The following is a 25,586-nucleotide window of genomic DNA, read 5'->3' on the forward strand; positions in this document are numbered from 1 at the left end:
TCAGTTGTGAGCGGATCTGTTTTGGGGCATAGGTATCAATAAACGGTCGTGCAGTGGTAATCCTGGAAAATGTTTCCCGGAAAAAAGCGTTGTGAGGATTTTTGAGGGGGTTATACTTTGGGGTATCCATGAAGTTAATATAATTCAGGTAAAAGGGGAGGGTGGGGAAGTCTTGGGGCTGCCGGTTTAGTCGTTAAAAAAGACATGGATACTCCTTTAGGCTGTAAGCGCTAATGTCTGGTACAGGATGACCAATAAAATTCTGCAGATACGATTTTTTTAACCCAATTCATTCTCTGCTTTTAAAAACAAGGAGTAATTTTCAAAAACACCTCTTAGTTTAAAGCCGGTTTTTTCGGCAACTTTTAAAGCTCTGTTATTGCTGTGTTTTATCCTGGCTCTAAATCTTTTTATACCATAATATTCAACCATATGGTTACAAATCAAACTTATGGCTTCAGAGCCGATTCCCAAACTCCAATTATTAGGGTTGGCAATTACAATGTCCACCTCGCACTCAGTTCTGTTTTCATTAAAAGCGAATAATTCCAGTTGTCCTAAATAAGAGTTGTCTTCCCTGCCTGCAATAACAAGACGGATTCTGTTGAGATCAATTTCTAAAGAGCTTTTCAGAAAACCTAAAGTTTCTTCTTCTGTGTGATAGTGTTCAAAGATGTCAGAATCCATTAGATCTTTTGTAACTGCTTTATCATTTACCCATAAACGGATGCAATTAAAATCATTCATATCAAATTGTCTTAACTGAATTGTATCACCCATTATGTTACAATGCATGTTTTTGTTTTTCTGCACGGTTATTCCTCCACCGTTTCGGAAAAGGTTCTTATAAGGGTTGGCAATACGAGTGTGCTAAGAGACGTCGAAGCATGGATGACCATAGAACACTGTCCCGTCTTCGGGGTGGCCTGAAGGGCCAACTCCGATGGGTTTGCATGACCGAACTAGCCAAGTGTCAACTTTCTGTCTTACACTATTTTTCTGACAATAAAAAAGAGATTAGAAAAAACATTCTCACGATTCTGCTATAGATATTTTGGGCCACATAGGATGATAACGAACGGTAACTTCGCCACCTCTTTTGAATTCATCAGCTTGTTTTTGTGCATCTTTTTGTGAGTACCAGATCTGTTCTGAAAAAGAGATTCGTCTTCCTGTATAGGTATCCATTCCCACCTCATATTCATATTTAACAGCGACTTTATATCTTATGGGTGGCGTAGTATCTGCAGGCAAAAACGATGAACATGCCGAACAGAATACACCAGAACGCGTTCGTACCACCTCAACAACTTTGGGCTGGGTTATGATTTTACCCTCCGTGACGGGCCATCTATGGTAGGTACAAGTAAACCAGAGGAAGGTGATCTTATCAAAGAATTCAACTCCAACTACAACAAACAACGTGAGGAAAAATGCCTGGTTTCTAAACCCTTTCATTGCGAAAAACAAACCTATTAAAACAGCTGCCGCAATAATTATGAATTTTATGAGAGCGTTTTTTCTGTCAATGCTCTCTTGAATAGAAAGCCTCTCAAGCTCTTCACCCAAATCTCTTAAATATTTAATCTCCTGGTCCTTTTTCATGGTTTTCACCTGTATGTGATAGGGTTATGGTTTTTTGTTGTTAACAAAAAGAATATAGTATCAAAGCTTTTTGGGAATCAAGCTAACAGAGCGAAAAAAGGTAGAGAAAGGAAAAAGGCCAACAGAGAAAGCCGGCTTTTCAGGCCAGTTGAAGTGACAAATCACATTTCCGAGAAAGACAAACTCTTCACGCTTGCACGTGGCAAGCACGTTTCCTGGCGCCCCCGTGAGGAACATTTCACTTGCCACCAGGCCTTGCTGGGGGGTGGCCACCTTCGCCTCGGGCGACCCGTAATCAGAATTCATAAAGATGAGAACAGGGATATCAAATTAAAAATGGAAGTCATTTCTATTTTCTGCTCAAAGAAGCTGGTTCACAGCTACCAAGAAGTGGCAATGAATGACAACGCTTTATAACGCTGAAAAGGAAAGAAAGAATCCAGAACAGAGCATTATTTGGTATCTTAGTACTGAGTTTTTTCATAAATCACCCCTATACGGATTAACCGGGGAATCGTTGCGGATCCCCGGTTATTATAGCCAAATTAAGGTGGTGTACAAAAGCCTGATCAAGATAGAAAAATCTGATTAGGAGGTCTGTAAAACCCTTCATTTTCCGGAGAAGTGCTATGAGTTTCCCAAGAGTATCGGTGTTCATCTCCCTGGTCGGTATAATAACAGCTGCATTTGCGGATGAATTCAAATGGGGTACAGTGACCATGGGAGGCGGAGGCTTTGTTTCTGCAATAATCACCTGCAAAACAGAACCAAATAACATCTGGGCCCGTACCGATGTGGGAGGTGCATACCGCTGGAACGAAGAGAATCAGCTTTGGGTACCGGTAACAGACTGGATAGGACCCGAAAACATGGGCCTTTTTGGGATCGATGCCTTGGCCATAGATCCACAGAACCCCAACAGAATCTATATGTTTGCAGGAACAGATTACTGGAATGAAGGGCTGACTATGATTTTGCGCTCAGATGATTATGGAGAAACATTTGATACTATAGATGTAACGTCTCAGTTTAAAACTCACGGCAATGGCTATGGTCGCCAGAATGGGGAGCGTTTGGCCGTGGACCCCAATAACTCAGATATCCTTTTTGTCGGAACAAGAGATGATGGGCTTTGGCGAAGTATTGACAGGGGAAATACATGGAGTCAGGTACCGGGGGTGGATGCGCTTTCAAACGGTTTGGGAATAGGAGTTGTGTTGTTTGACCCAAACAGCGAATCAGGTGGAATTACCCAGAGGATTTTTATCGGTAAGTCCACCACAGGGGAGAATTTGTTTGTATCTGAGGATGGAGGCGAGAACTGGGAGCATATAGCTATGCCCGATCTCTCAAGAGATGTTATGCCCCAAAGAGCGGTGCTCACTCCCGGTGGAAGATACCTCTACCTGGCAACCGCAAATGGTGCAGGACCCGGCTTTGGTACCGGGGCAACGATCAACCGGGGTGCAGTGCTCAGGTACGATACGTATGATAAGGAGTGGGAGAATATTTCACCTGAAAACTGGCTCGATGATCCGCCTCACCCGGAGTATCCCGGACAGACAGTGTGGGATGCGCACTTTGGGGGCTTTGGCGGGATAACCATGAACCCGGCGGATTCAAATCACATAATCGTTTCATCGATCAATTCCTGGAATCCTCAGCTGTGGGATAACTCATCAAGTGTGGGGTGGGGGGATAAGATCTTTGTTACTCTTGACGGCGGCGATAACTGGACAAATGTGTTTGGCGATTTCGATGATGAAGAGGTGGGAAGTGTTGGTGACGATGAAGCGATCGCTGTGCTGCAAAAAAATGGCTATAACTGGATTGAGGGGGAAAGTATACACTGGGCCGGAAGTATAGAATTTGATCCATTCAATCCTGAACGGGTGTTTGTAACAAGTGGTAATGGCATTTACATGGCCAGAAATTTTGCCCCGGATGAACGATTTAATTTCTATTTCACCGTAAGGGGGCTTGAAGAAACGGTACCTATGGATATTGTCAGTATCCCCGGAGGACCGGTTATTACGGTGATTTTGGATTACGATGGCTTTGTTCATGATGATATCACGGAGCCGGTATCCGAAAGTCGTCACTATCCACAGGTGGGGTCAACCAGTGGGCTCGATTTCGCTAAACAAAGTCCTAACGTAGTAGTGCGCGTGGGTGGTTATGATACTCCCGAAACCGATGACAACTATGTGTTTCCGCTCTACTATTCCCTTGATACCGCAAGAACCTGGGAACCTTTTGCTACCCACCCTGAACCAGGGCAAAACTATGGCGGTAAGATTGCAGTGTCAAGCGATGGTGAAGTGGTACTGTGGGCACCATCTGGGAGAAACCGGATCTACCGAACCGATGATTGGGGTGAAACGTGGAGTGTTGCAGATGGGATAAGCAGTCAAAACTCCATGCCAAAAGCAGACCCGGTAAACCCGGGGGTGTTTTATGCCTTTGGGGGTGAAGTTTATAGAAGTGAGGACGCGGGGGTTACATTTAACGCGGTCAGTGATCGCAACTTCTCCTGGACCAATGATATGCAGCTTACACCCGGTAAAGAGGGACATGTATGGGTAGTGGGGTATGCCTGGGATGGAATAAACGGAGGCTTTTTGGCACGCTCTACAGATGGAGGAGAGACCTTTATAAATGTTGATCCTCAGCAGGATTCTTCCTACACCCAACGCGTTCAGCATGCTGAAGCCGTTGGGTTTGGAAAAGCCGCTTTGGGGGCAGAGTATCCCGCGATCTATATGTATGGTACCATTGACGGAGTTAAGGGAGTCTGGCAATCGATAGATGAAGCAAGGAGCTGGGAGAGAATCGATGATGAGATGCATCAGTACGGGGCACTTGCAAACGGCAATTTTGTAAGGGGTGATGCCAATACGTTTGGGGTGGTTTACAGAAGTACCGCGGGGCGTGGTGTTGCGGTAAGAATGCCATCTGAGTGGTCAGAGCAGAAGGGTACTTCGGTAGCGTTTACAAAGCGTTCGTCTCATTCAGGTAATGTTGTGGTGAGAGGCAATATGATGCATCTGAACCTGCCTTCAGAGGAGCAGTTTAGGTTGCGGGTGTTTGATTTGCGGGGAAGAACAGTGTACAGCAGGGTGTTTGACCGATCAACAGCTCTGTCGCTTAATTCACTGGTAAATGCACGGGGAACATTTGTGGCTTCCGTTCATAACAGCAGAAACGAACCCCTGTTTTCCAGAATGTTTCGAGTGGTAAGATAGAAAGTATATAGATCGGTTGCGGCCCGGAAGCGATTACAGGTATCTCCGGGCTTTTTACATCGTAATAATACTATTTATAGCTGCCGGGGTACTGACATCGTAACAGCTGATGTAACCGTATCGTTGTTTTAGATAACTAACAACTTTTTTTATTTAATATACTGGTCAGAATACAACTCACCCACTACCATCATACCGTTTTCAGGAAACTATACCTACCTTTTTTGATAACCCTTTTTATTCGGTCTATCCTTAAAAAAAGTTTGACACACTTATATCTGTGTTATACCATATAACATTATCGCTTTGAGTTTTGGCAAGTCCCTTCTGCGGCTCCGGAAGTGACAGGTGCTTACGCGGTACTATCGGGGCCTTTTATCTGTTTAAAAGGAGGGTAGAGTGTTTGGTGTACGATCTTTTTTTATTGCTATCAATGCTGTAAGTTGTTTGGCAGCAGGGGTTTGTGCGGAAACAAAAGAGGAGCACTCTTTTCCGGAGATAAACATTCACGGAAATATTCAGATTCAGGCCAGAAAGGAACTCTACGATAATGGGGCCACCGACAATCTCGACCAGTTCTGGGGGCGGGCCAATCTGGGTGTTACCGTGCGTGGTGAGGCACTGAGTGGGCGGATAAATATCCGGGCATTCCCGGCCGGGTTTGGCTTTGAAGTCCTTACCGGTGCGACCTTTGATACAACCGGTCAGGGCTCAGTAACAGGAGAAAAAACTGGTATTCCAAATTTTCAGATCGAAAATGCCTGGATACAGCACACCAGAGGGAACCTAAGTACAAGGGTGGGGCGGTTTAGCCATACCACTTCCCAAACGCTTCACTTTGGTAATTATCTTTATCAGGATCCCGGCGGAAGATTTATGGCCCGGATCGCTTATTTCAATGCACTGGAGCTATCGGCCCAAACCGGTCCGCTCCTATCAAGTGTGATCTTTGCTGCAGGAGACAGAAATCTTAATACGGGCTCTTTAAGGATTTTTGAGAAACTTACAATAGCCGAAAACCTGAACATCGGTGTGGGATATTTCGCTAACATCTTTGACCTGGTGCATAACAGTGATGCTGAGATAATCAACCGGTTTACGCTAACCGGTGATTACACACTAACTAATGGATTGATGCCCTATTTGGAGGTGGGTATTATTGAAAATGGTGGCGATAATAGTTGGGATGTGCCGCTTACCATTGGGTGCAAAATACCTGCAGGAACAGTTGTGGACTTTTTAGCTCTTGAGATGGAGTATTCACCTGAAACAATAAGGGAAGACAATCCGGTAGGAGTTAATCTCGCTTTGGTGAAACGTTTTAACAACCATGCAAGCTTTAACGTTGGTATCTCTTCAAGCACATATGCGGAGTCATTTGGTGATTTGGCGTTTGGTGTACGTTATACCGGGTCTCTGTAGACGTATAAATTATAGGGTGCACAAGAATGACGCTTCCATAATGCTCAAAATTATTATTTAAGGAGAGGCGTTGAGTGTACAGGAACAGTTTAAAAAATGGTTTCAGGGGTAAAGGAACAGAAAAAAGATCGTAAGTACAGGCAATGATTTCACCTGAATTATGCAAATTGGATTTAGGTTTTACGGTAGTACCAGGATAGAGGGAATTTAAAAAGGGAAGGTCGAAAGTGTTTAAATTTAACGACATGAGTATCGGAAAAAAACTGGTCGCAGGAAATTGTTTTTTAATGTTTGTTTTAGCTTTGGGGGTAGGACTTTTGTCTATTAGGCAAACAACCAGGGCTTTGCAGGGGCAGGTGGAGGAGCTTATTCCGAGAATGGCAGGTGATAATGCATTGATAATTAGAAATGTGCTCGATAAATATCTCCTTACCATGGAAGTTATGGCTTCAAACCCTGATATACGATCCATGAACTGGAGCAGGCAGCGTGAGGTTCTGGAAGAGCAGACCGTTATGGGTGATTTTATGGGTATGGGAATAATTTTTCCTGATGGTACTGCAAGATACCCCGATGGAACAACTGCGCAGTTGGGAGATCGGGATTATTTCAAAAAAGCGATGGATGGGGAAATAAACTTTTCCAACGTGATTATTTCGCGTGTGACAAATTCGGCGGTAATGATGGCTGCCGCACCGGTAAGAGATATGAACCAGGATATTGCTGCAGTGCTTATTGCAAGGCTTGACGCTGGGTGGTTAAGTGAAACAACCGATAATCTTGGATATGGTGAAAATGGGTATGCCTATATAATCGATGGCAGCGGTGCTTTGATCGCTCATGAGGACAGGGACTTTGTCATGGAGCAGAGAAACTTTCTTGAGGAAGGAAAGGCGAACCGTGAATACGAAAACCTTTCAGCTATGTTTCAACGGATGGTGCGGGGTGAAACTGGTTTTGATGAGTATCCGTTCTTAGGCTCGGATAGATTCTTTGGTTATGCACCGATACCGGGAACTGGATGGTCTATTGCTATTGGTGCTCACAGAGCAGACGTTTTTCATCAGTTGTCAGTAGCCCGTAACATGATTATCACTCTTGTTATTATTCTTATGGCAGTAGGCTTTGTGGCAGTATTTGCCATGGCCCGAACCATCGTGCGACCAATACAGCAAACCACCTTGATGCTTAAGGACATTTCCGAAGGTGAAGGTGATCTTACCAAAAGATTAGATGTAGATAGTAAAGATGAAATAGGTGAAATGGCACTCTTTTTTAACCGGTTCGTTGAAAAGCTACAAAGTATCATCTCTACTGTCACAAACAATGCAGATACTGTAGCATCTTCTGCCACTGAGCTTTCAACGGTTTCAACCCAGATCGCCAGTAATGCTGAAGAGATGAGTACGCAGGTATCTTCGGTGGCCTCTTCTACCGAGCAGGCAACAACAAACATAAACTCCATCTCTTCAGCTGCAGAAGAGATGTCGGCATCTGCAAATTCTGTCGCCACTTCCATTGAGGAGATGAGTGCTTCTCTTAATGAAGTGTCAAGCAGCTGCGAAAAAGAGTTGAAAATTGCCGCAGAGGCAAATACACATGCTAAAAACAGCAAAGAGGTAATGGATAAACTTGGTGTAGCAGCTAAGTCAATTGGAAAAGTGGTGGAAGTGATCAATGATATTGCAGATCAAACCAATCTTCTCGCTCTTAATGCAACAATCGAGGCTGCATCAGCCGGAGATGCGGGAAAAGGGTTTGCTGTTGTTGCAAATGAAGTAAAGGAGCTTGCAAAGCAAACTGCCAGTGCGACTAAGGAGATAGAAAAGCAGATCGATGAGATGCAGAGCAATACCGAGTCTGCGGTGAACGCCATTGGTTCTGTATCTGAGGTTATTGAACAGGTAAACACCATCTCTCAGACTATTGTCAGTGCTGTTGAAGAGCAAAGTGCAACGGTTAATGATATTGTGCAAAGTATAACTGGTGTAAGCACAGGGTCACAGGAAGTATCCAAAAACGTTACCGAATCAGCAACCGGGCTTTCTGAGATCTCTTCAACCATTACGGATGTAAATGGCGCGGTAGGTGATACCGCCAAGGGAATTGTTCAGGTGAAATCGAGTTCAGAGGAGCTGGCTAAGCTGTCTGAAAATCTAAAGTCACTTTTAGGACAATTTAAGGTGTAATGGTTTTCTTCTTTCGTGAAGGCTGTTTTTAGCTTTTCAAAGCGGCGGACCTGACCGTAAACAGGTCAAAATTCTTTAGCCCGTGGCAATCACCACGGGCGCTTCTTTGGAAACTGTAAGTAAACTTTTTGAATCAGCTTCTTTCTTTCCACAGGTACATTTTTTATATTCGGTTTTCACATTCAATACATCCTGTTAGCTTTAAGGTGATGTGCTTTGACCGAGCACTGAAACAGTAACGCTTAAAGCCGGTGCGCAGTGTTTTAATTATCATGGAGGAGCTTCAGGAGTGGATGATATGGATGTTACAAAATATCCCACTATGAGCAGGTTACTTTCATTATGAGATTGAAATTGAAAGTGAATGGCCAGTAAACCCCGAAAACAATGCGAAGTAGCCTCATTTTGCTGTGACTGTGGCTTTGCTCGGGAGGAAAACGTTATGTGTTTAGATTCGTCCCACCCCGGGCATTAAAATTGCTACTTTCCCCAGTATATCTGAGTGTTGTGTTACCGAAAAAAAGGGGTGTTAAAAATGATACTTATTACTGATGTAAGCAGCAGAATGGGGTCTCACTTAGCGATGGATTTTCTAAAATCGGGGCAGAAAGTCAGAGGAATCGATGAATCCCGGGGGCAAATGGCCAGACTTATAAGTGAGGGGCTGGATGCTGCAACAGGGCAGATCGATGATCCTGTCTTTCTCTCAAGCACCTTCGAACAGGTAGAATCGGTCTTCTTTATAATCCCTCTGCACGCAAACAGGGAAGACAGTTACCGGCACTATTTTATAAATCTCGCAAACACAATGACTAAGGTGGTACGGGAGTCTGCGGTAAGAAACATCTTCCTTATCTCAAGCATGGGTGCGGATGAAAAAGAGGAGGCTGGTTTTCTAAGTGCGTATGGTGAAGTAGAAGAGATCCTTGATACTCTGGAGCTTGAAACGATCACCCTTATTCGTCCCGGCTACTTTATGGATCATCTGTTGCCTAAAATCTCTATGATCCGTACAAAAGACATGATTGGTGATGTAATCAATGGTGATACTCCGCTCTATTTTACCAGTATAAAAGATGTGGCTTCCACGATTACCACAATGTATCAGGAGAACAGTTTTTTTGGACGTTCGAAGGTGGAACTGTACAGTGATAAAATGTCCCTCAGAAGAGCAGTGAAGATAATCGGGGAATATATCGATATCCCTGAGCTGCCCTTTGTTCAAATGGGGGATCAGGAATACAGAAACCATCTGCTGGAAGAAGGGGCTTCTATATCTTTTGCCAACATGTACACCGAGATGGCTCATGCCATAAGCAGGGGGGCTATGGTTCCGGCTCTTATCGATCCACAAACCCCTAATCTCCCCACACGGGTCGAAGAGTTCATAGAGAATGTGTTTGTTCCTGCGTATAAAAGCGGCTCAGAAGAACTATAATAACCTTTATAAGGAGAAAAAGTATGAAACTCAACGTTCCTGCGATGGCTGCGACCTGCAGTGTTGTTTGTGGATTTGGCATGGGAATATTAACCTGGGTTATGATGTTGTTTGAACGAAAAATGAAGAAAAAAACGGTTCTGAAATACATGTACAAGGGGAACAAAATCACGGCAAAAAAGAGTGCCATTGGGGTTGCAGGGGCTCTTATCGATGGATTTGTGGGTGGCGCGGGGTTCTCTTTTGTGTATAATAAATTTGTGTCCCTTTTTTCTAAAGATGAAGATGCCTGAAAAAGGAATGCTGTTAAGGAAAAATCCAGTCATAATGGAGAGTCTATATGGCACTTGAAAGTGAAAAGATAAAAGAGGATGTTGTAAATCACCTTCTATGGGATAGTCGCTTAAGGTCTGAGAAGATTGATGTTTCTGTTACCGGAAATACTGTAGTGCTTTCAGGAAGTGTGCCTTCGTTCAGGGAAAGAATGGTGGCTGAGGCAGATACATGGGCTGTGCCGGGAATCGCTTCAGTTGAAAACAGAGTTCAGATTGGAGACTTCTCCCGAGTTTCAGACAAGCAGTTGATGGAAAATGCTGTGACTGTTTTACATCTCAATGAGGTAACAGAGGATCAAAAAATTGCCGTAAACGTAGAAGATGGGAAGTTTGTGCTCAGTGGCAGCGTGGATGAATACTGGAAAAAGACCTACACAGTGGATCTTTTAGCTCATGTAAAAGGAGTAATCGACATAATAGATAACATGGCTGTTGTTCCGGGCAATCAGATTGCAGATGAGTCGGTGGCTGAAGATATTTTGGAGGCGCTGAAACGACAGGGAAAAATCGATGTTTCGACTATAACGCTTGAGGTTAGTGGGGGCAAAGCTGTTATAAGGGGCAGAGTCCCTGACTGGCAGAGCTTTTCAGATTCTTACAGCATACTGAAGAATACAAAGGGAGTTGCTGAGATCAGAAACGAACTTACCATTGTACCTGAAGGGGTAGAGTAAAAGGAAAAAGGGCCACTAAGCGTAAGGCCCTTTTTTTAGTTGATTACTAATCCGATTGTTTCATGGGTAATTCGGCAGGGGAATGGGGTTGTGTTGACTCTGTGCGTTCAGCAATCTCTATGCTCGTTTTATACCTGTTTCCCTCTCTTACAAATATCACTTCAACTGTTTCACCTGGTCTAAAAGCGGCAACAATGTTATTCAGATCATTTGCATTTTCAATCTCCTTATCATTTATTCTTGTGATTATGTCATTTGCACGTAAGCCAGCTCTTTGGGCTGGTTGGTTATCCTGGACCTGGCTTATCAGTGCTCCCCTGGTGAGATCAACACCTAACTCCTCTCTCTTTTCGGGAGTTATATCCTTCACTGCCACACCAATAAAGCCCCTGATCACACGCCCTTCATACACCAGATCCTCCATTACCCGTTTTGCCAGATTTATGGGAATCGCTAGACCGATACCCATAAATCCTCCCGTAGTGGAAAAGATAAGAGTGTTGATTCCTATCACCGCTCCATCAAGATTAACCAAAGCCCCGCCTGAATTACCCGGGTTTATGGCTGCATCAGTTTGAATAAAATTCTGATAGGCGAGCTCAAGACCCACTCTTCTTTGCAGCGCCGAGACGATGCCGGAGGTTATGGAAGAGGTGAGGCCAAAAGGGCTTCCTATTGCTGCGACCATATCACCGGACTGAAGCTCATCGGAGTCTCCAAGATATGCCACGGGAAGATCGTTTGGGATATCGTCGGTTATCTGTAAAAGCGCTACATCGGTTAAAGAATCGCTTCCGATAATTTTGGCGCTTAAGACTGTTTTGTCCAGAAGGTGAATAGTCAGCTCCTCGGAATTGGCAACAACATGGTAGTTGGTGAGTATATGGCCTTCTGAGGAGACTATTATTCCCGAACCAAGCCCCTGCTGTTGCTGTTGCTTATTTGACTGGGGTATAGAAGGCGGAAGCTCACCGGCTGGTACAACTGCCACTACTGATGGTGCAACTTCTCTTGCAATGTTTATAAATGAATTTCTGTACTGCTCGTCGTCACGGGGGGGCCATTGTATTGGCGGAGCATCTGCTCCAAACTCAATACTTCCCCTGGGTGGACGCCCTGAAGATGCCTGCCCATTTAAAGCGGCTAAAATTAAAAATAAAGGTATGAGATTCTTAAGCATAGTTATCTCCTCTCTCATTGTATCCCAAACTGATCTCATAACCCAACCACAGTGCAATCACTATACCTGAGAAGATGTGCAGAATTGAAAAAAGTAATGCGGTACAGTATCTGCTATCTGTTAAAGGGAAAAACTGCTGAATAACTCAGGACATTGCTTATGAAAACATCATCACAACCTTTTTGGGAAAAAGTACGGGAGCTATGGCATGTTATAGACGATTCAGAGCGAAACAGAGTAACCCATTTTGTACTGCTTAACTTGAGAAAAAGATTGCCTCACCAGGATGCACGAATGATTTTTGATCTGCTCCCCTCAGAAATCGCCTCCCTTTCTGCTGAGCCTGGTATAGCGGTGCTTGAAGATAAAGGACACAGACCGGTACTTGATGTCGATAAAGATGAATTCATACGCTTGGTAAGCGAACAAGCAACGGTTTCTGAACAAACTGCTCTACAGGCTACTATCGCGGTATTTGGCGCAACCCGGTCTTTGGTGCCGGAGAGGGAATCTGATCATATTAGATTTATTTTGCCTAAAGGACTCAAAGAGGTTTGGGGTGGAAAGGGAAAACCAGAAGAGTAAAAGAGGTAAGGGCATTATGTTAAGCAACAATGTTGGTTGATTCAAAGATTAATAACACGGTAAACACGATAGAAAATGGACTCAATTGCACAGACATCCTTTATTCTCAGTAGGATAATAAATATTGTATCACTGGGTATTATTGCTTTTGTGAGCGGAAAGCTTGTTCAGAAGTATAATATCAAAGTAAACTACACTCGTAAAATCAATCATTTTGCGGTGTTTTTCATCCCTATACTGTTGGAAGACCTGTTTGTTTACCGAAGCACAGTAGCAACAACGGTGGTTTCAAGCGGCGTTTACGCCCTTTTGCTTCTATCCCTGAGCAATCCTGTACGCAGCAGGTCGAAGCTGATCACCACCATGTTTACTTCATTTGACCGTCCGGAGGATCGCCCCCATACACTTCTGTGGTTAAGTACTCAGGTCATAGCCGGATTTGCGATTCTGGTTCCTCTTGCCTATTTATTCATGAGCATGAATATTTTTGAATTAACCTACATACCTGTTCTGATAAACGGAATAGGGGATGGACTTGCTGAGCCGGTCGGGGTGCGGTTTGGAAAACGGGAGTATAAAGTCAATGCGATTTTTTCAACGCGTACCTATTCAAGGACGATTGCAGGAAGTGCGTGTGTTTTGATCACCGCAATAGTTGTGGTGTACTTTTTTAGGGATTCTTTTACTTTTCAACAGTTTATAGCTGCTTTAGTTCTGGTCCCGGTGACAATGACATTAGCCGAGTCCTTTGCACCTCACACCTGGGATACCCCGTTTCTGTTCTTTGTAGGTGGCGTGGTATTGGTTGCAATTGTCACTATTTTCTGATGTTTATGGCCAGTTGTGGGAAGAGCAAAGTCGCTACACTGCTGTTGATGTTTGGTTTTTGCCCATTTAAAGGTATAATTGGTTTCATTTCAGCTTCAGCTATTTGGCAAAGGAGGGGACCTACTGTTCGGGAAATCGAGTCACTGTTAAAAATTCGCTTCAATGGAAGTATCCTCAACTGGTTAAATCATGGAATAAATCAAAAAACGACACGCTTTCCTCTCCAGAGGTTGCCCCGGGATTGCATAAAGCTGTGTGGTGGAGGTGTGAAAAGGGGTAAAAGTGGCGGGCCGCAGTGGGGTCAAGAAACAGAGCCACCAGATGTCCCTGTCGCGCAAATCACCTCCCTTTGGCGCAGAACAACCTTTAAAAGTAAGCTCGAAGCAGGCACGACGGTGGTATCGTGCGAAAAACTCCCTTTTCCCCAAAAGTCTCTGACTGTCACTCATCCCTATCTTTCCAAACAGTGGTACTCCAGGAAAAATGGCTTCCCTGGCACCAGAGGATGTTACCGAACTTTCCACCTACGTGGTCTGGTGGAAAAGGGTATGGAGAGAGGTGAAAAACATCGAGCAAGACGGAACCATCGTTAGTCCAGGATATGTGGAAAAAAACAAAAAAAACGTTTACCTGATTAAGACGGATTATATATATTGAATAAGCTTGTACTTGACCATAATCAATAAATGGGTTTTTCCAATGATGAATAGCTCTCAGGGATCAAACACAAAAGGAGTATGCCCTTATGATGGCCGCACGTGTAACTGATATGACCGCCCACGCGGGGACTATTACCGGGCCAGGTTGCCCTACTGTACTTATCGGAAAAATGCCGGCAGCTCGCATGGGTGATATGCATATGTGCCCCATGGTCACTCCGGGTGTGCCTCCTGTTCCCCACGTCGGGGGACCTATCGTTGGGGGATGCCCCACAGTCCTCATCGGCAAGCTACCGGCGGCTAGACAAGGGGATATGTGTGTATGTGTGGGACCACCATCATCGATCGTTTTAGGGTGCCCAACAGTGCTTATCGGTTCCGGTGGTGGAGGCGGCGGTGGTGGAGGCGGCGCATCCGCAGCTTCTGCCGACACTGCAAAAGCTCTTAAAGAGGGCAAAATAAAGCCGGTTGAGGGGACAGAAACGTTCCCTGTTGAGATTCAGGCAGCACTTTCTGAGATGAATAAGTACTGCGCCCCCGAAGAGGTGCAGCAGAAAGTTAAAGAGATTGGTGAAGCTCTGGCTGCTGCAGGGGAGCAGCAAAAAAAGGAGCCGCTCACTATAAAAGACATTGTTGAGGTTTTAAAAGAGGTTGAAAAAGAAGAGGGATACGAAGCAGCCCGCCACTTTGCCTCCCATCTCGATTACGGCAAGCTCACCGATATTGCAAAAGCGTTTGTTTCGGGGAAAAACAGTGATCCTGACAACGACCCTAACCGCATGCCTACCCGCTTTATGCTGCTTTATGGCATGGATGATTCCCAGATAAAGGAGATCGATGATCATCCCGACTGCTTTGATGGCGAAGAGCATAAGATAAATGTGAAAAATCTGAGAAGGGGACTCAAGTTTCTAGGGTATGATGTAAAAAATGATGGGCCTTTTGATGATGAGGTATGGATCGGGTTTGTGCAGCATCTGGCATCTCTTCCGGTTCAGAAGAAGTTTGAAGAGACCCATATTGTCGAAATGGGTGAAGATCTGGGATCGATAGCAACAGATTATGGAATAACTTCCTGGAAATATCTATATGAGGTGAATAAAGGGGCAATCGGCGACAACCCTGACCTTTTAAAACCGGGCACAGAGCTTACGATTCCTCAGTGGGATGACACGCAGGGGGATGAAAAGATACAGGCTAAGGGAGGGGGTTTAAATGTGTATGTGAACGGATTACAGTATTTGTATGTATGGGTACCACTCAGTATCAGCTTCTTTGATTCAGATGCGGCAAAAGGGTATTGCCGGGATTCGGAGAACGACAACGAGAATGAATCTCAGATCATGCATGTTGAGCTATATGATCTGCGTCAAGATAAAATCATACTGGAAAAAGAGATAGAGGGTTATGATAAACTGGCTACCCTGATCCCTGAAATTGCAGATGCAGAGATTCGTGTTGATGGCCGCAAGGTTGTTCGGAAAGGCAGAGTATGACAGCAGCAAACAATTTGATCAGAAAACCGATACACGCAAACGGTGCCTATAAGCTCTGTATTGATGTTTGTAATCAAACTGCTATAAAAGCAGTATACAAAGATCAGTTTACAGAGTTAAGTGACAACTTACAAACTACACCCTGTTACAATCGTTTTTTTGTGGTATGGCGGCGTAAGGCAGAAAAAGAGTATGAAAACAAAGGGCTGGTTGTTGGGGATGAAAAAGGGTTTCTTAGATCTGTACCCTCTTTTGATGTAATTGTTAAAAAATACTCTACACCTTACAAACTGTGGCATTGCACCCTGGCACATGAATTTAAGCTTTTTGAATTCGATTATGATCAATACTACTATATTCTTCCTTTTCCTGCAGAACTGTTTCTGTCTGATTCATTTGGAAAACCAGAATATCTCACAGATCCACAAAGGTACTATGACCTTTTAATTGGCAGGAGGTATCCTCCTGAATCTTGTTTTGAGAGGAGGTTATGGGATGGTGATGAATCTGCTTTTGTGTATGGAACCTTCTTTAAGGTAACCGATAGTATATCTGGAAATCGTGGGTTACCGATTAATACAACATTTCTGGATATGATGGCCCTCCTTCACTATTATGTGTATATTGCAAATATTGAAAAAAAGATATTTGATTGCTACAGTAATCATCATACTGAATCCTATGGCCATCTAAAATATATAGAGACCACAATCTATACCATGATGCAACATCCCCACGAGGATGCCTTGATGAGCCAGACAGATAAAATTAATCTGTATAATACAGCTAAGGTTACCGGAAATCTTGCCGAGCATATCCTGAAGAACTTTATTGAGTGTGACGAAATGGAGCGTAGGCTGAAAAGATATGTAGACAGGTTTTCAATCTGTGCTGATAATTGTATGTCTATTTTACAAAGTGAAGTTTTTCTGAGAAGCTGTAGGGAAGTCAACGAGCATGAGCCCTTTAATGATTGGTTAAAAAGTACCTGGTTTGGAGACCTTCTTACAGAAGTGCTTACATTGATTGCAAATCACCCTGATGATAACCGTAGTTTTCTTTTTTATCTCCTGGAAATACTTCCTGTAGAATTAAGGCTTGCGTACAAACTGAATAATGCGCAGCTTAATATGATAAAGACCGTTCTTTCTCCGAGTGTACTGAAAAAAATGCTTCCTCACCGTAGTGATACTGAAATAAAAAGATTGTTTCAGGAGGTTTGCAACAATCTGTATCCGGATATTGTTGGAGAAAAGGAGCTCGAAGAGATCGTAACGACATACCTTTCGGTACCGGAAAAAATGAATGTTACCAGTGGTAGCGCTGCGATGCATCATATTTTTACAGGAAATGTGAATTCGGTTTGGGATAACCATCGTGATCCTGCTCAGTATGCCGGTCAGGTAATAAATGTATTTAGCTCCTGTTTCGAACGTTTTGCAAACCATTATACAGAACCAGAGGAAGCAACAATGGTTCTGGTGCACAGGATTCGCACTGCTGTAGCAGTATCGGAAAGTGATCTGAGAGACTGGAGAAGAGCGATTAGAATAGACACAAACAATAATCGGAATAAAACAAGCGTAGATATTACAGGGCCTTTTGTTTACAATTACACCAAACTTAAAGAAGAATTAGAAGTAACAAACTTTGGGAAATTTGTTAGCGAACATATGTTTGATAACCAAAAGGGATGGTGTCCTTCTCAGAGGAGGTTTTTAACAAAAGCACCGCCTTCAGAAGGCCTTTTCTGTTCTGCAGTTGCCTTTTATGTAGCGGTGAGGGATACGATGTGTACCCTTGAAGATATAGAGAAGAACAATGGTACCATGACTGCAGTACATAAACTTCAATTATTTCAGGCATTTTCTAACGGTGGTTCAGCATTGACAGGCATGCTTCCTGAAGTATGGCTTCAGACAACCGCTATTGGTCAGAGGCTGGATACCTATCTCATTAAAGGCGTTTTCACCCCAATTAGTTTTGCTCTTAAGCTGTTCGACTATGCCGATCGTTGTAAGAGTGCTCTTTTTCGCAGAGAATATGAACTTGCTGTTCTGAGCGCCTTGCAGGCATCATTTTACGCCTATGGCTTATATACTTATGCAAAAGCAGCGGTATTTAAACTGACTAGAGGAACTCTTATAAGTACTAGTATTCAGGGACTTACTATACTCAAAATAATTTCTCTTTTAAAAGTGTTTACAATACCTTATGCGGCGATTACTTTGGGTATGCATATCAGTGATAATATCAGAAAAACACGGTATAAGCCTATGGGGCTTGTAAGGGAGCTTGCTAAAAATCTGGATGAAAAATTTGGTCGTAGGGTTACAAAAAATTATGATGGGTACAGGCTCAGGATTGAACCCTATGGTTATGATATAGGAGTTCCTTTGCATGCCTCATCCAGTAGTGAAAATGAGCAAGAGGGGCAAAGAAGGTTTAACTGGGAGGATATTCATGTGTGCCTTAAAACATCAGGGCGGGGCCTAACTACAAGTACGCTGAACTACTGTAATATCGATCCGGAAAAAGGAAAAGAGATGCTCTTAAAAGAGGGTATGCCTGTAGCATATATCGCTTTTCTGTGTGAAATGGAGTGGGAAGATCTTGAAAGAGAGGAGAATAGGAAAATAGAAGAGAGTAATGATAGTCTTTATGAAGCTCTTATTGAAAGTGATTTCAAAGAGAACCGTGCAGAAAATTGGCTTAAAATCAATGTGAAAGATTAAAAGCAAAGGATTAATCAGAGCACACCTGGCTATCTCTGAGCATTTCATCTGTATAGCCTTGCAGTTTTAACCAATTGATCATTTTATTATCTAAATTGCACAATTTATTATGACCAGCAGAAAACACAACAAAACTTCCACTTGTAATTTCTGGTGGAAGATCGGTTACTTTGTTGGAATGAAAGCTGAATACTTCAAGGTTCATATTAACGATTGTACCAGGAATAGACTGTAGATTATTATTAGAGACATCCAAAGTCTGTACTTTTTTCCAATTTTTAATACCCTCTGGTAATCCTGTCAGTTTATTAAAGGTTAATGTTATACTTTCCAAATCTCTCCATTCTCCTACAGATTCAGGCAATCTTTTCAGCTCGTTTTCACGTAGAAGTACTGTTTTCAGTTTTTTAAGGTTTCCAATGTTTTCTGGTAATTCTTTCAGGTTATTGTACGAAAGATTTAGAAAATCAACATCTACAAGATTGCAAAAAGATTCGGGTAATTTTTCCAGATAATTACTTGGGCCCGAAAAATGAACAAGGTTTTTTAATTCACCGATTTCATTTGGAAGAGTCTTCAACTCATTGTTATCAAGATGAAGAATTCTTAAATCTTTGAGTACTCCTATTTCAGGAGCAAGTGTTCCGAGCCGTAACCCTTCCAGTCTCAATGATGTCACTTTTCCATCACGCACTATAATTACCTTATCAACATAATCTGCAGAATACCCCCCTTTTTCAAGTATTGCTGCAACCGCCTCTTTTTGGTTTTTCAGATCATTGCAGCCCGTTAGAAAAAGTACCGGGAGAACTAAAAAAGTGAGAAATAATCTATTCATGATTCATCATCCTGTGTACTATTTTTTTGAGGGATATTTTCAATAATTTCAAACTCATCCGGGAGAGCATCGATTTTCGCCTGTTTCTCTATCTCATACTTTCGGTCAAAAGCATCAATTTGTGCTTTCCCAATATCTTCCTCCAACTCATCAAGTAATATAGTGCTGAAAAATATTATAATGAGCGGCAATCCCATAGCAATAAAATTCAGCACAGTAAGTACCGTATCATTTTGTATAAACAACGATATTAAATATACCAAACCAAACGCTGCAATAGGGACAATCCCTGCAATTTTTTTTAAACCACGTCCAAAAATCAGACATAGTGGAATGGGAAGAAAGATATAGATGTAAATAATTAGATTGAGCAATATGATATTCCGTTCTGTTTACATTTCCATTAATATAAATTAATGACTCGTTTAATGTAATCTTTTTGCAGAGATTAGCGAATGATTGGAATTGTACGGCGAGGTCGGTTTGAGCACAAAACCAATCTGCTCGCCTAAAAATAGATGTGATTGTATGGAGTTTGCGAAAAATCTGGATAAAAAATTTGGAAAACTGGGGGGGGATATTCATGAATGTTTTAAAAAACCAGGCCATGGACTAACTACAAAGTACTCTGAACTACTGTAATATCGATTTAGAAAAAGGAATAGAGATGCTTCTAAGAGAGGGAATGCCTGTGGCATAAACGCCCATCTGTATGATATGAAGTGGGAAGAGCTTGAATTTGAGGAGAATAGGAAAAATCCTTCCTTATTTCATCAATGGCCCCATTTAGAGTTTTTGTAACTGATACTTTAGTATATCATTATATTCCTCCGGGAATCATAAGTTCAGACCAAAACTTACATTAAAATAATAAAACAGTGTCCCCAAAGGGAATGTTTTCTGTAGATACCACACTTAATGTTGATGAAGTAGTGGGTCGTATGGAGGTTCACGGTGATTCAGGGATCACCAGGGCCTGGACGCTTTTAAGTCTGGCGCCTCTCACACACTATCCAGCACAAAACCCATCTGCTCTCGTAAGTCATTAATCTCCTTCTGCCAAAAGGAATCGTTACCCCAGTCGGGGAAATTTTTGCGAAACTGAAAATCATCCACCTGACGGCTGCACCAGGAGAGAAAGTAGATCATGCGCATGGCACGAAGCGGTTCTATACATTTTACTGTTGCACGATCAAACGACCGAAAACGCTCATAGCCGTTTAGGAAACGTTGCAATTCATACTCGCAATGTTCTGCACGGTCGGGCAGTAGAAGCCATATGTCCTGTACCGGAGGGCCCATCGCCATATCATCAAAATCAATCAACAAAAATCCCTCATCAAGCCTGTCAAGAATATTACCCCTATGACAGTCACCATGAATTCTTGTCACCTCTGTGTTCTCAAAGAGTGGGGCACTGAGCTCAACTATCCGCATGGCTGTGTCATAATACTGGGTTTTAAATCGCTGAGGAATAATTACGGAACGGAGATGCTCTATGTCGTCAGTGGCTGATTGCCGCGGGCCGATAGTAATCCTGGACTCACCTTTGCGCTTTTCACCTGCTATATGCATTCGTGCGATCAGGGAACCAAGCCTACCCCACATACTCTCTTCAGTAATCTCAAGCTGGCGCCCCGAACGTTTGGGAAACAACGCAAAAAACACACTCCCATGCTTACCAAGTGTTCCACCATTATTAAGGTTTAAAGGGGCCACCACAGGAATCTCCTCCTCTGCACAGTCGAGAATAAATTGATGTTCGTTTATAAGTGCTTCTTTGCTCCATCGGCCAGGACGGTAGAATTTCACTACAAGTTTGGTATTATCTGTAGCCAGCAGTTCATAAACACGGTTAATATAACTTGGAAGTGGTCTTATGAGGGAAGTTAGTTTATAATCGTAATTTTGCTCTACAACAGTTAGTACTGTTTCGGGTAAAAGGTTCTCAAACATATAGCGGGCTCTTGTGGTTAGATTAGCAAATAGTTATAATTGAAGGCGATTCTCACAGGTAATAAGATCAGATTCGGTTCCCGTATCTGAGATGATTGCTTTAAAGAGATTTTCCTCTTCAGCGGATACAAATGTATAGGCAACACCTTTTTTCTCTGCTCTTCCTGTTCTGCCGATACGGTGAATATAATCATCGCTGCCAGTAGGTGTGTCGAAATTAATTACATGGGAAACGCCTGAAATGTCAAGCCCCCTTGATGCGACATCTGTAGCGATAAGAACCGTAACCACACCTCTTCTAAAACCACTGAGTGCTTGTTCCCTCTGGTTTTGAGAACGCTCTCCATGCAATACTTCTGCTGCAATCCCTTTGCGTTCAAGATGGCTTTTAAGCCTCTCGGCTGCAGTTCTTTTCCTTAAAAAAACCAGCATGCTTTCTATATCTTCGGTGTTTATAATATTAAAAAGCAGCGTTGTTTTATCAGCCTGGGTGACGGAATAAAAATACTGCCTGATGCTCTCCTTTGGAGCTTTGGTCTTTCCAACCTGAATATAAACAGGGTTACGCTGCAGTGTTGCTGCTATTTTCCGTACCTCTTGAGGCAGTGTTGCAGAAAAGAGCAGCGTTTGGCGCCGATGAGGAAGAACTGATGCAATCCGGGTGGTATCATGAATAAAACCCATATCATACATCCGGTCAGCTTCATCGATAACAAATGTCTGGATAGTACTAAGGTCCACACTTCTTCGCTTTATATGATCCTGAAGTCTTCCTGCAGTGGCAATGAGTACATCAGCACCGTTTTTAAGGTCTCTGACCTGGTTGTTGAAACCAACACCACCAACAATTGAAAGGAACCGCAGCGAGGTATAGGATCCGTAGACTCTAAAACACGCTTCAAGCTGCTGAGCAAGTTCCCGTGTAGGAGCGAGTACCAACACCCTTGGCCGAAAAGTAGGCCGATTGGTCGAAGCGAGAAGCTGAGTGAGAATGGGAAGAATGAATGCTGCAGTTTTGCCTGTTCCGGTGGGTGCACACCCGGAAACATCACGGCCCCTTAGAATAAGCGGTATCACCTTATGTTGAATCTCTGTTGGAGTACCCTGTCCTGCACCGTATACCCCCTGCAAAACAGATTTATTAAGACCAAACTGTGCAAAACTCATGGCTGTGACCTTTGTTGAAATGAGCCCATCACTACAAAAATTACTTTCTGCATGAATAAACAGGGGCACTGAAAACCTTTTTTGGGGCAAAAAGATCCTAAAAAGGCTCATCTTTTGCGCCAATTACGAAGAGTCAGGGGTAAAAATTGCTCAATACTACATTAATAGGATGAATTATTGGTAAAGAGGCAGTGTTACATGAATAGTGGTGCCTTCACCTGGTGTGGAATGTGCCCAAATAGTCCCCCCATGGTGCTCTATTATCGATTTGGCTACTGATAGCCCTATGCCCTCTTTCTTTTTCTGAGACTGCGTTTCGACGCTGTAGAAGATATCGAAGACCTTATGGAGTTGATCGGGCATGATACCTGGTCCGGAGTCACGGATGGAAAGATGTGCACTGGAGTCCTCTGAAACTTCAAGAGTCGCTACTACCCTGCCGGTGGGAGAGGTGTGGCGAACCGCATGGTCCAGGATCGTATCAAGCGCCACCTTCATGAGATTCTTATCAGCGTTAATGTTAGCTGTTTCTGTAGATTCAATCTCTAGTACCACTCCCTTAGGAGCAACTGTTTCGTTCACCGATTCGGACAGAACTTCACTAAGCTCAATTGGTTTGGTTTTAATATTTAATGTACCCTGTTGCATTTTGGCGATTGTTTGAAGCCGGTTCACAATCCTTGAAAGTCGATGTGATTCCTTTGAAATTATTTGTAAAAACTCCTTGTTCTCTTCTGAGGTAATTGGTATATCCTCTGAAAGAAGTGTGTCGGTAAATCCCCTTATAGCTGTTATAGGGGTACGCATCTCATGGGTTACCCTGTAGATAAACTCATTTTTCAGAGAATCAACGTTTTTAAGCTCTCTGTTTTTCTCGGCTATCTCTTCCCTGCAATCGTTTATCCTGCCCCCTGCTCGCTTCTCTTCACCAAACAGCTTTTCTACTGTATTGCTGAGTCGACTCAGGTTTTCTTTAAGTACAAAGTCGTAAGCACCGGCTTTTATACACTCTATTGCCCGTTCCTCTCCGATTGGATCGGAGAGGATAACTACAGGTACTCCAGGCAATCTCTCTTTGATTACCTCTATCTCGTTTGTGGCACTAATTTGAGGATGCTGGAAGTCGATAATGATTAGATCGTGTAATCCTTTTGCTGATTTTTCTACAAAATCAGCTTTATTTGAAATTGCCAATAATTCAAAACCAGGGCTAACCTTACTTAAAAGATCTTCTATGCGAATTGTATCTGAGCTGTTAGCTTGAAGGTAGAGGATTTTAATCGGTGTTTGCATAAGAAACGCTCTCTCTAAAGTTGTTAACCTTGTACTACTATACTATAAATGCCCCTGCGAAAAGCGTGCCGGAAAATTGCAGAAAACACCCTGAGTATGGATTTGTTAGCTCCTTTTATGGGGTAAAAATTTATATTATTCTGCTTAACACCTAACTTCAACTTTCAGGGGAACTCTGTTATGAAAAAACAAATTACCATCACCACCTCTTTGCTAATCGCTCTTAGTGCTCTATCTGCTTACTCTTATGTACTTGAACCCCTATGGGCTATAAACATGGGATACGCAGGATTCCCCACTGTAGCAGGTATTGTAGTCGATTCAGATGGAAATAGTTTTATCACAGGGCAAATTGACAATTATATCGATTTTGATCCGGGGGAGGGAAGTGCTGTTTCCTCGAATATAGGCAACAGACCCGATATATACTTAGCTAAATACTGCCAGGATGGAACGTATATCACCCACCAGGTCTTTGGAAACAGAGAAGAAATCCGTAGTGAACACCTTTTTTTGGATAAAGATGAATCTATCTTTGTCATAGGAAGTTTCTATGAGTCAATTTCTTTTGGCACAGACAGATTAATTGCAGAAAATGGCTCAGACATATTTGTCTCGCAATTTGATAAAAACGTAAACTCTGAGCGGTCTTTTTCCATCGGTGGTCCAAACGGCAATGACTATGGGAAAACAATTGCGGTAAACGATAATGGAGATTTTGCAATATCTGGTATCTCTCACTCAACCAGTATAGATGTTTCTCCTGGTTATGATAGTTTGTTTGTTGAAACGTTATGTAACGGGTGTAGTTTTTTGGTTAAATACAATAGTGACCGGGAAGTGTTGTGGGCAAATGCTATTGATGCTAAAATTATGAGTTTGGAAATGGATAACCATGGAAATGTTTATATCGCTGGAATATACAACGGAACAATTACACTCGAAACCGATACTTCATCTGTCACACTTCAAAGCAATGGGCTTGATGATCTGTTTTTTGCAAAATATACACCCGGAGGAGAGGTTATGTGGGCTCAGTCCTTAGGAGCACACGGTGTTGATCATGGACTCAAAATTTACCTTCTGGATGACTCTATAATTATTGGTGGCAGGTTTTCGGGAACAGTGAATTTTGATCTCAAAGGGAACGTAGCCCCCCTCAGTACAAGTGAGAGAAATGGAGAGGGGTTTGTCGCATGCTATTCTAAGGACCTGAACCTTAAATGGGTGCACCCAATCGGCGCTCCATCTGTGATGAGTTCTTCTCGGTTTCATGTAACTCATGATCGTAAGGGAAATTTATACCTTTCAGGTAACAACAGTAGACTCTTTGTAATAAATGGAGATGGGGATATCCAGGCTGATACAGATCTTGGTTTTGTACCATCGGGCCTGGCTGTGGATAATGATCAAAACCTTCTTATTGCAGGCAGTTTCAGCGGAACTGTGGATTTTAATCCCGGCTCAAATCCATTGACACTTACATCCAACGGTCCACATGATATTTACATTGTAAAGTATGATGTGGTTGCTGAGAAAAACAGTATAGGAAAGAGCATAAACAGTGCTAAAGAGAAGCCACTGAGTGTAAAAGTTGCTAACAGAAATATTTCGGTTAACTTTATGTTAAACCGACCGTCGCAGGTAAAAATAGAGATGATCGATCCAATGGGAAAGCTAGTGTACCGGTCAGATGACATGTTTCTTAGGGCCGGTGCCCACTCGGTTGCACTGTCTGCTACTGCTTCGGGTAGAAAGCAGGGTGGGGGATTATATATCCTAAGATACACAATTGATGGAGTAAGGGGGAGTGCGATTCCATTGGTATTACGGTAACGGAGTCGCGGAGAGGAGCGGGGGAAAGGGAGAGGCTACACGCGGAGACGCTGAGTCGCGGAGAGGAGCGGGGGAAAGGGAGAGGCTACACGCGGAGACGCTGAG

Annotated in this window: 20 protein-coding genes; 12 read left to right on the plus strand and 8 right to left on the minus strand. The window is 43.0% G+C overall.

Going from position 1 to position 25,586, the window contains the following annotated elements; translation table 11 throughout:
* Window positions 1-279: 279 nt before the first annotated feature.
* A complete protein-coding gene (locus tag QA601_14735) occupies window positions 280-813 on the minus strand; it encodes a GNAT family N-acetyltransferase (protein ID MDG5816349.1) in 534 nt (177 codons plus the stop codon).
* Window positions 814-1,032: 219 nt separating this feature from the next.
* Window positions 1,033-1,605, minus strand: a complete 573-nt coding sequence (locus tag QA601_14740; protein ID MDG5816350.1) for a hypothetical protein — start codon at window positions 1,603-1,605, stop codon at window positions 1,033-1,035.
* A 629-nt stretch (window positions 1,606-2,234) separates the two neighbouring features.
* On the opposite strand from QA601_14740, the gene QA601_14745 reads away from it, so the two are divergent.
* The 6 genes from QA601_14745 to QA601_14770 all read left to right on the plus strand — a co-directional run bounded on the left by QA601_14745 (window position 2,235) and on the right by QA601_14770 (window position 10,908).
* Window positions 2,235-4,850 (plus strand): hypothetical protein, encoded by a 2,616-nt coding sequence (locus tag QA601_14745; GenBank protein MDG5816351.1) that lies wholly within the window; start codon window positions 2,235-2,237, stop codon window positions 4,848-4,850.
* 399 nt (window positions 4,851-5,249) lie between these two features.
* A complete protein-coding gene (locus tag QA601_14750; GenBank protein ID MDG5816352.1) occupies window positions 5,250-6,272 on the plus strand; it encodes a hypothetical protein in 1,023 nt (340 codons plus the stop codon).
* Window positions 6,273-6,499: 227 nt separating this feature from the next.
* On the plus strand, window positions 6,500-8,461 hold the full coding sequence (locus QA601_14755; protein ID MDG5816353.1) for a methyl-accepting chemotaxis protein: 1,962 nt from the start codon (window positions 6,500-6,502) through the stop codon (window positions 8,459-8,461).
* Window positions 8,462-8,996: 535 nt separating this feature from the next.
* Window positions 8,997-9,899 (plus strand): NAD(P)H-binding protein, encoded by a 903-nt coding sequence (locus QA601_14760; protein ID MDG5816354.1) that lies wholly within the window; start codon window positions 8,997-8,999, stop codon window positions 9,897-9,899.
* A gap of 23 nt (window positions 9,900-9,922) precedes the next feature.
* Window positions 9,923-10,192, plus strand: coding sequence for a hypothetical protein (locus QA601_14765; protein ID MDG5816355.1), 270 nt, complete (start codon window positions 9,923-9,925; stop codon window positions 10,190-10,192).
* Window positions 10,193-10,239: 47 nt separating this feature from the next.
* On the plus strand, window positions 10,240-10,908 hold the full coding sequence (locus tag QA601_14770) for a BON domain-containing protein (protein ID MDG5816356.1): 669 nt from the start codon (window positions 10,240-10,242) through the stop codon (window positions 10,906-10,908).
* Between the two features lie 46 nt (window positions 10,909-10,954).
* Here QA601_14770 and QA601_14775 read toward each other — a convergent pair whose 3' ends face one another.
* Window positions 10,955-12,088: a trypsin-like peptidase domain-containing protein gene (locus tag QA601_14775; GenBank protein ID MDG5816357.1), complete on the minus strand. Its 1,134-nt coding sequence runs from the start codon at window positions 12,086-12,088 to the stop codon at window positions 10,955-10,957.
* Window positions 12,089-12,247: 159 nt separating this feature from the next.
* Between QA601_14775 and QA601_14780 the strand changes: the two genes are divergently transcribed.
* The 5 genes from QA601_14780 to QA601_14800 all read left to right on the plus strand — a co-directional run bounded on the left by QA601_14780 (window position 12,248) and on the right by QA601_14800 (window position 18,391).
* On the plus strand, window positions 12,248-12,673 hold the full coding sequence (locus QA601_14780) for a DUF2267 domain-containing protein (GenBank protein MDG5816358.1): 426 nt from the start codon (window positions 12,248-12,250) through the stop codon (window positions 12,671-12,673).
* A 75-nt stretch (window positions 12,674-12,748) separates the two neighbouring features.
* The gene (locus QA601_14785; protein MDG5816359.1) at window positions 12,749-13,501 is read left to right on the plus strand and encodes a hypothetical protein; all 753 of its coding nucleotides are present in this window, start codon (window positions 12,749-12,751) and stop codon (window positions 13,499-13,501) included.
* Window positions 13,502-13,767: 266 nt separating this feature from the next.
* Window positions 13,768-14,094 carry a hypothetical protein gene (locus tag QA601_14790; GenBank protein ID MDG5816360.1) on the plus strand — a complete coding sequence of 109 codons (327 nt, stop codon included), beginning with the start codon at window positions 13,768-13,770 and terminating at the stop codon, window positions 14,092-14,094.
* 152 nt (window positions 14,095-14,246) lie between these two features.
* The gene (locus QA601_14795) at window positions 14,247-15,656 is read left to right on the plus strand and encodes a PAAR domain-containing protein (GenBank protein MDG5816361.1); all 1,410 of its coding nucleotides are present in this window, start codon (window positions 14,247-14,249) and stop codon (window positions 15,654-15,656) included.
* Entirely contained in the window at window positions 15,653-18,391 is a 2,739-nt protein-coding gene (locus QA601_14800; protein MDG5816362.1) for a hypothetical protein, read from the plus strand. The genes QA601_14795 and QA601_14800 overlap by 4 nt, the downstream gene beginning before the upstream one ends.
* Window positions 18,392-18,401: 10 nt before the next feature.
* Here QA601_14800 and QA601_14805 read toward each other — a convergent pair whose 3' ends face one another.
* The 5 genes from QA601_14805 to QA601_14825 form a co-directional block, all read right to left on the minus strand.
* Window positions 18,402-19,229 (minus strand): hypothetical protein, encoded by an 828-nt coding sequence (locus tag QA601_14805; GenBank protein ID MDG5816363.1) that lies wholly within the window; start codon window positions 19,227-19,229, stop codon window positions 18,402-18,404.
* Complete coding sequence (locus QA601_14810) at window positions 19,226-19,603, minus strand: hypothetical protein (GenBank protein MDG5816364.1); 378 nt, start codon at window positions 19,601-19,603, stop codon at window positions 19,226-19,228. Before QA601_14810 ends, QA601_14805 begins: the two co-directional genes overlap by 4 nt.
* Window positions 19,604-20,231: 628 nt before the next feature.
* Window positions 20,232-21,185, minus strand: a complete 954-nt coding sequence (locus tag QA601_14815; protein MDG5816365.1) for a serine/threonine protein kinase — start codon at window positions 21,183-21,185, stop codon at window positions 20,232-20,234.
* Between the two features lie 33 nt (window positions 21,186-21,218).
* Entirely contained in the window at window positions 21,219-22,352 is a 1,134-nt protein-coding gene (locus tag QA601_14820; GenBank protein ID MDG5816366.1) for a DEAD/DEAH box helicase, read from the minus strand.
* 174 nt (window positions 22,353-22,526) lie between these two features.
* Window positions 22,527-23,645 (minus strand): hybrid sensor histidine kinase/response regulator, encoded by a 1,119-nt coding sequence (locus QA601_14825; GenBank protein ID MDG5816367.1) that lies wholly within the window; start codon window positions 23,643-23,645, stop codon window positions 22,527-22,529.
* A gap of 180 nt (window positions 23,646-23,825) precedes the next feature.
* On the opposite strand from QA601_14825, the gene QA601_14830 reads away from it, so the two are divergent.
* Window positions 23,826-25,481, plus strand: coding sequence for a hypothetical protein (locus tag QA601_14830; protein MDG5816368.1), 1,656 nt, complete (start codon window positions 23,826-23,828; stop codon window positions 25,479-25,481).
* Window positions 25,482-25,586: the final 105 nt, after the last annotated feature.

It is taken from the genome of Chitinispirillales bacterium ANBcel5 (assembly GCA_029688955.1).
GTDB lineage: Bacteria > Fibrobacterota > Chitinivibrionia > Chitinivibrionales > Chitinispirillaceae > Cellulosispirillum > Cellulosispirillum alkaliphilum.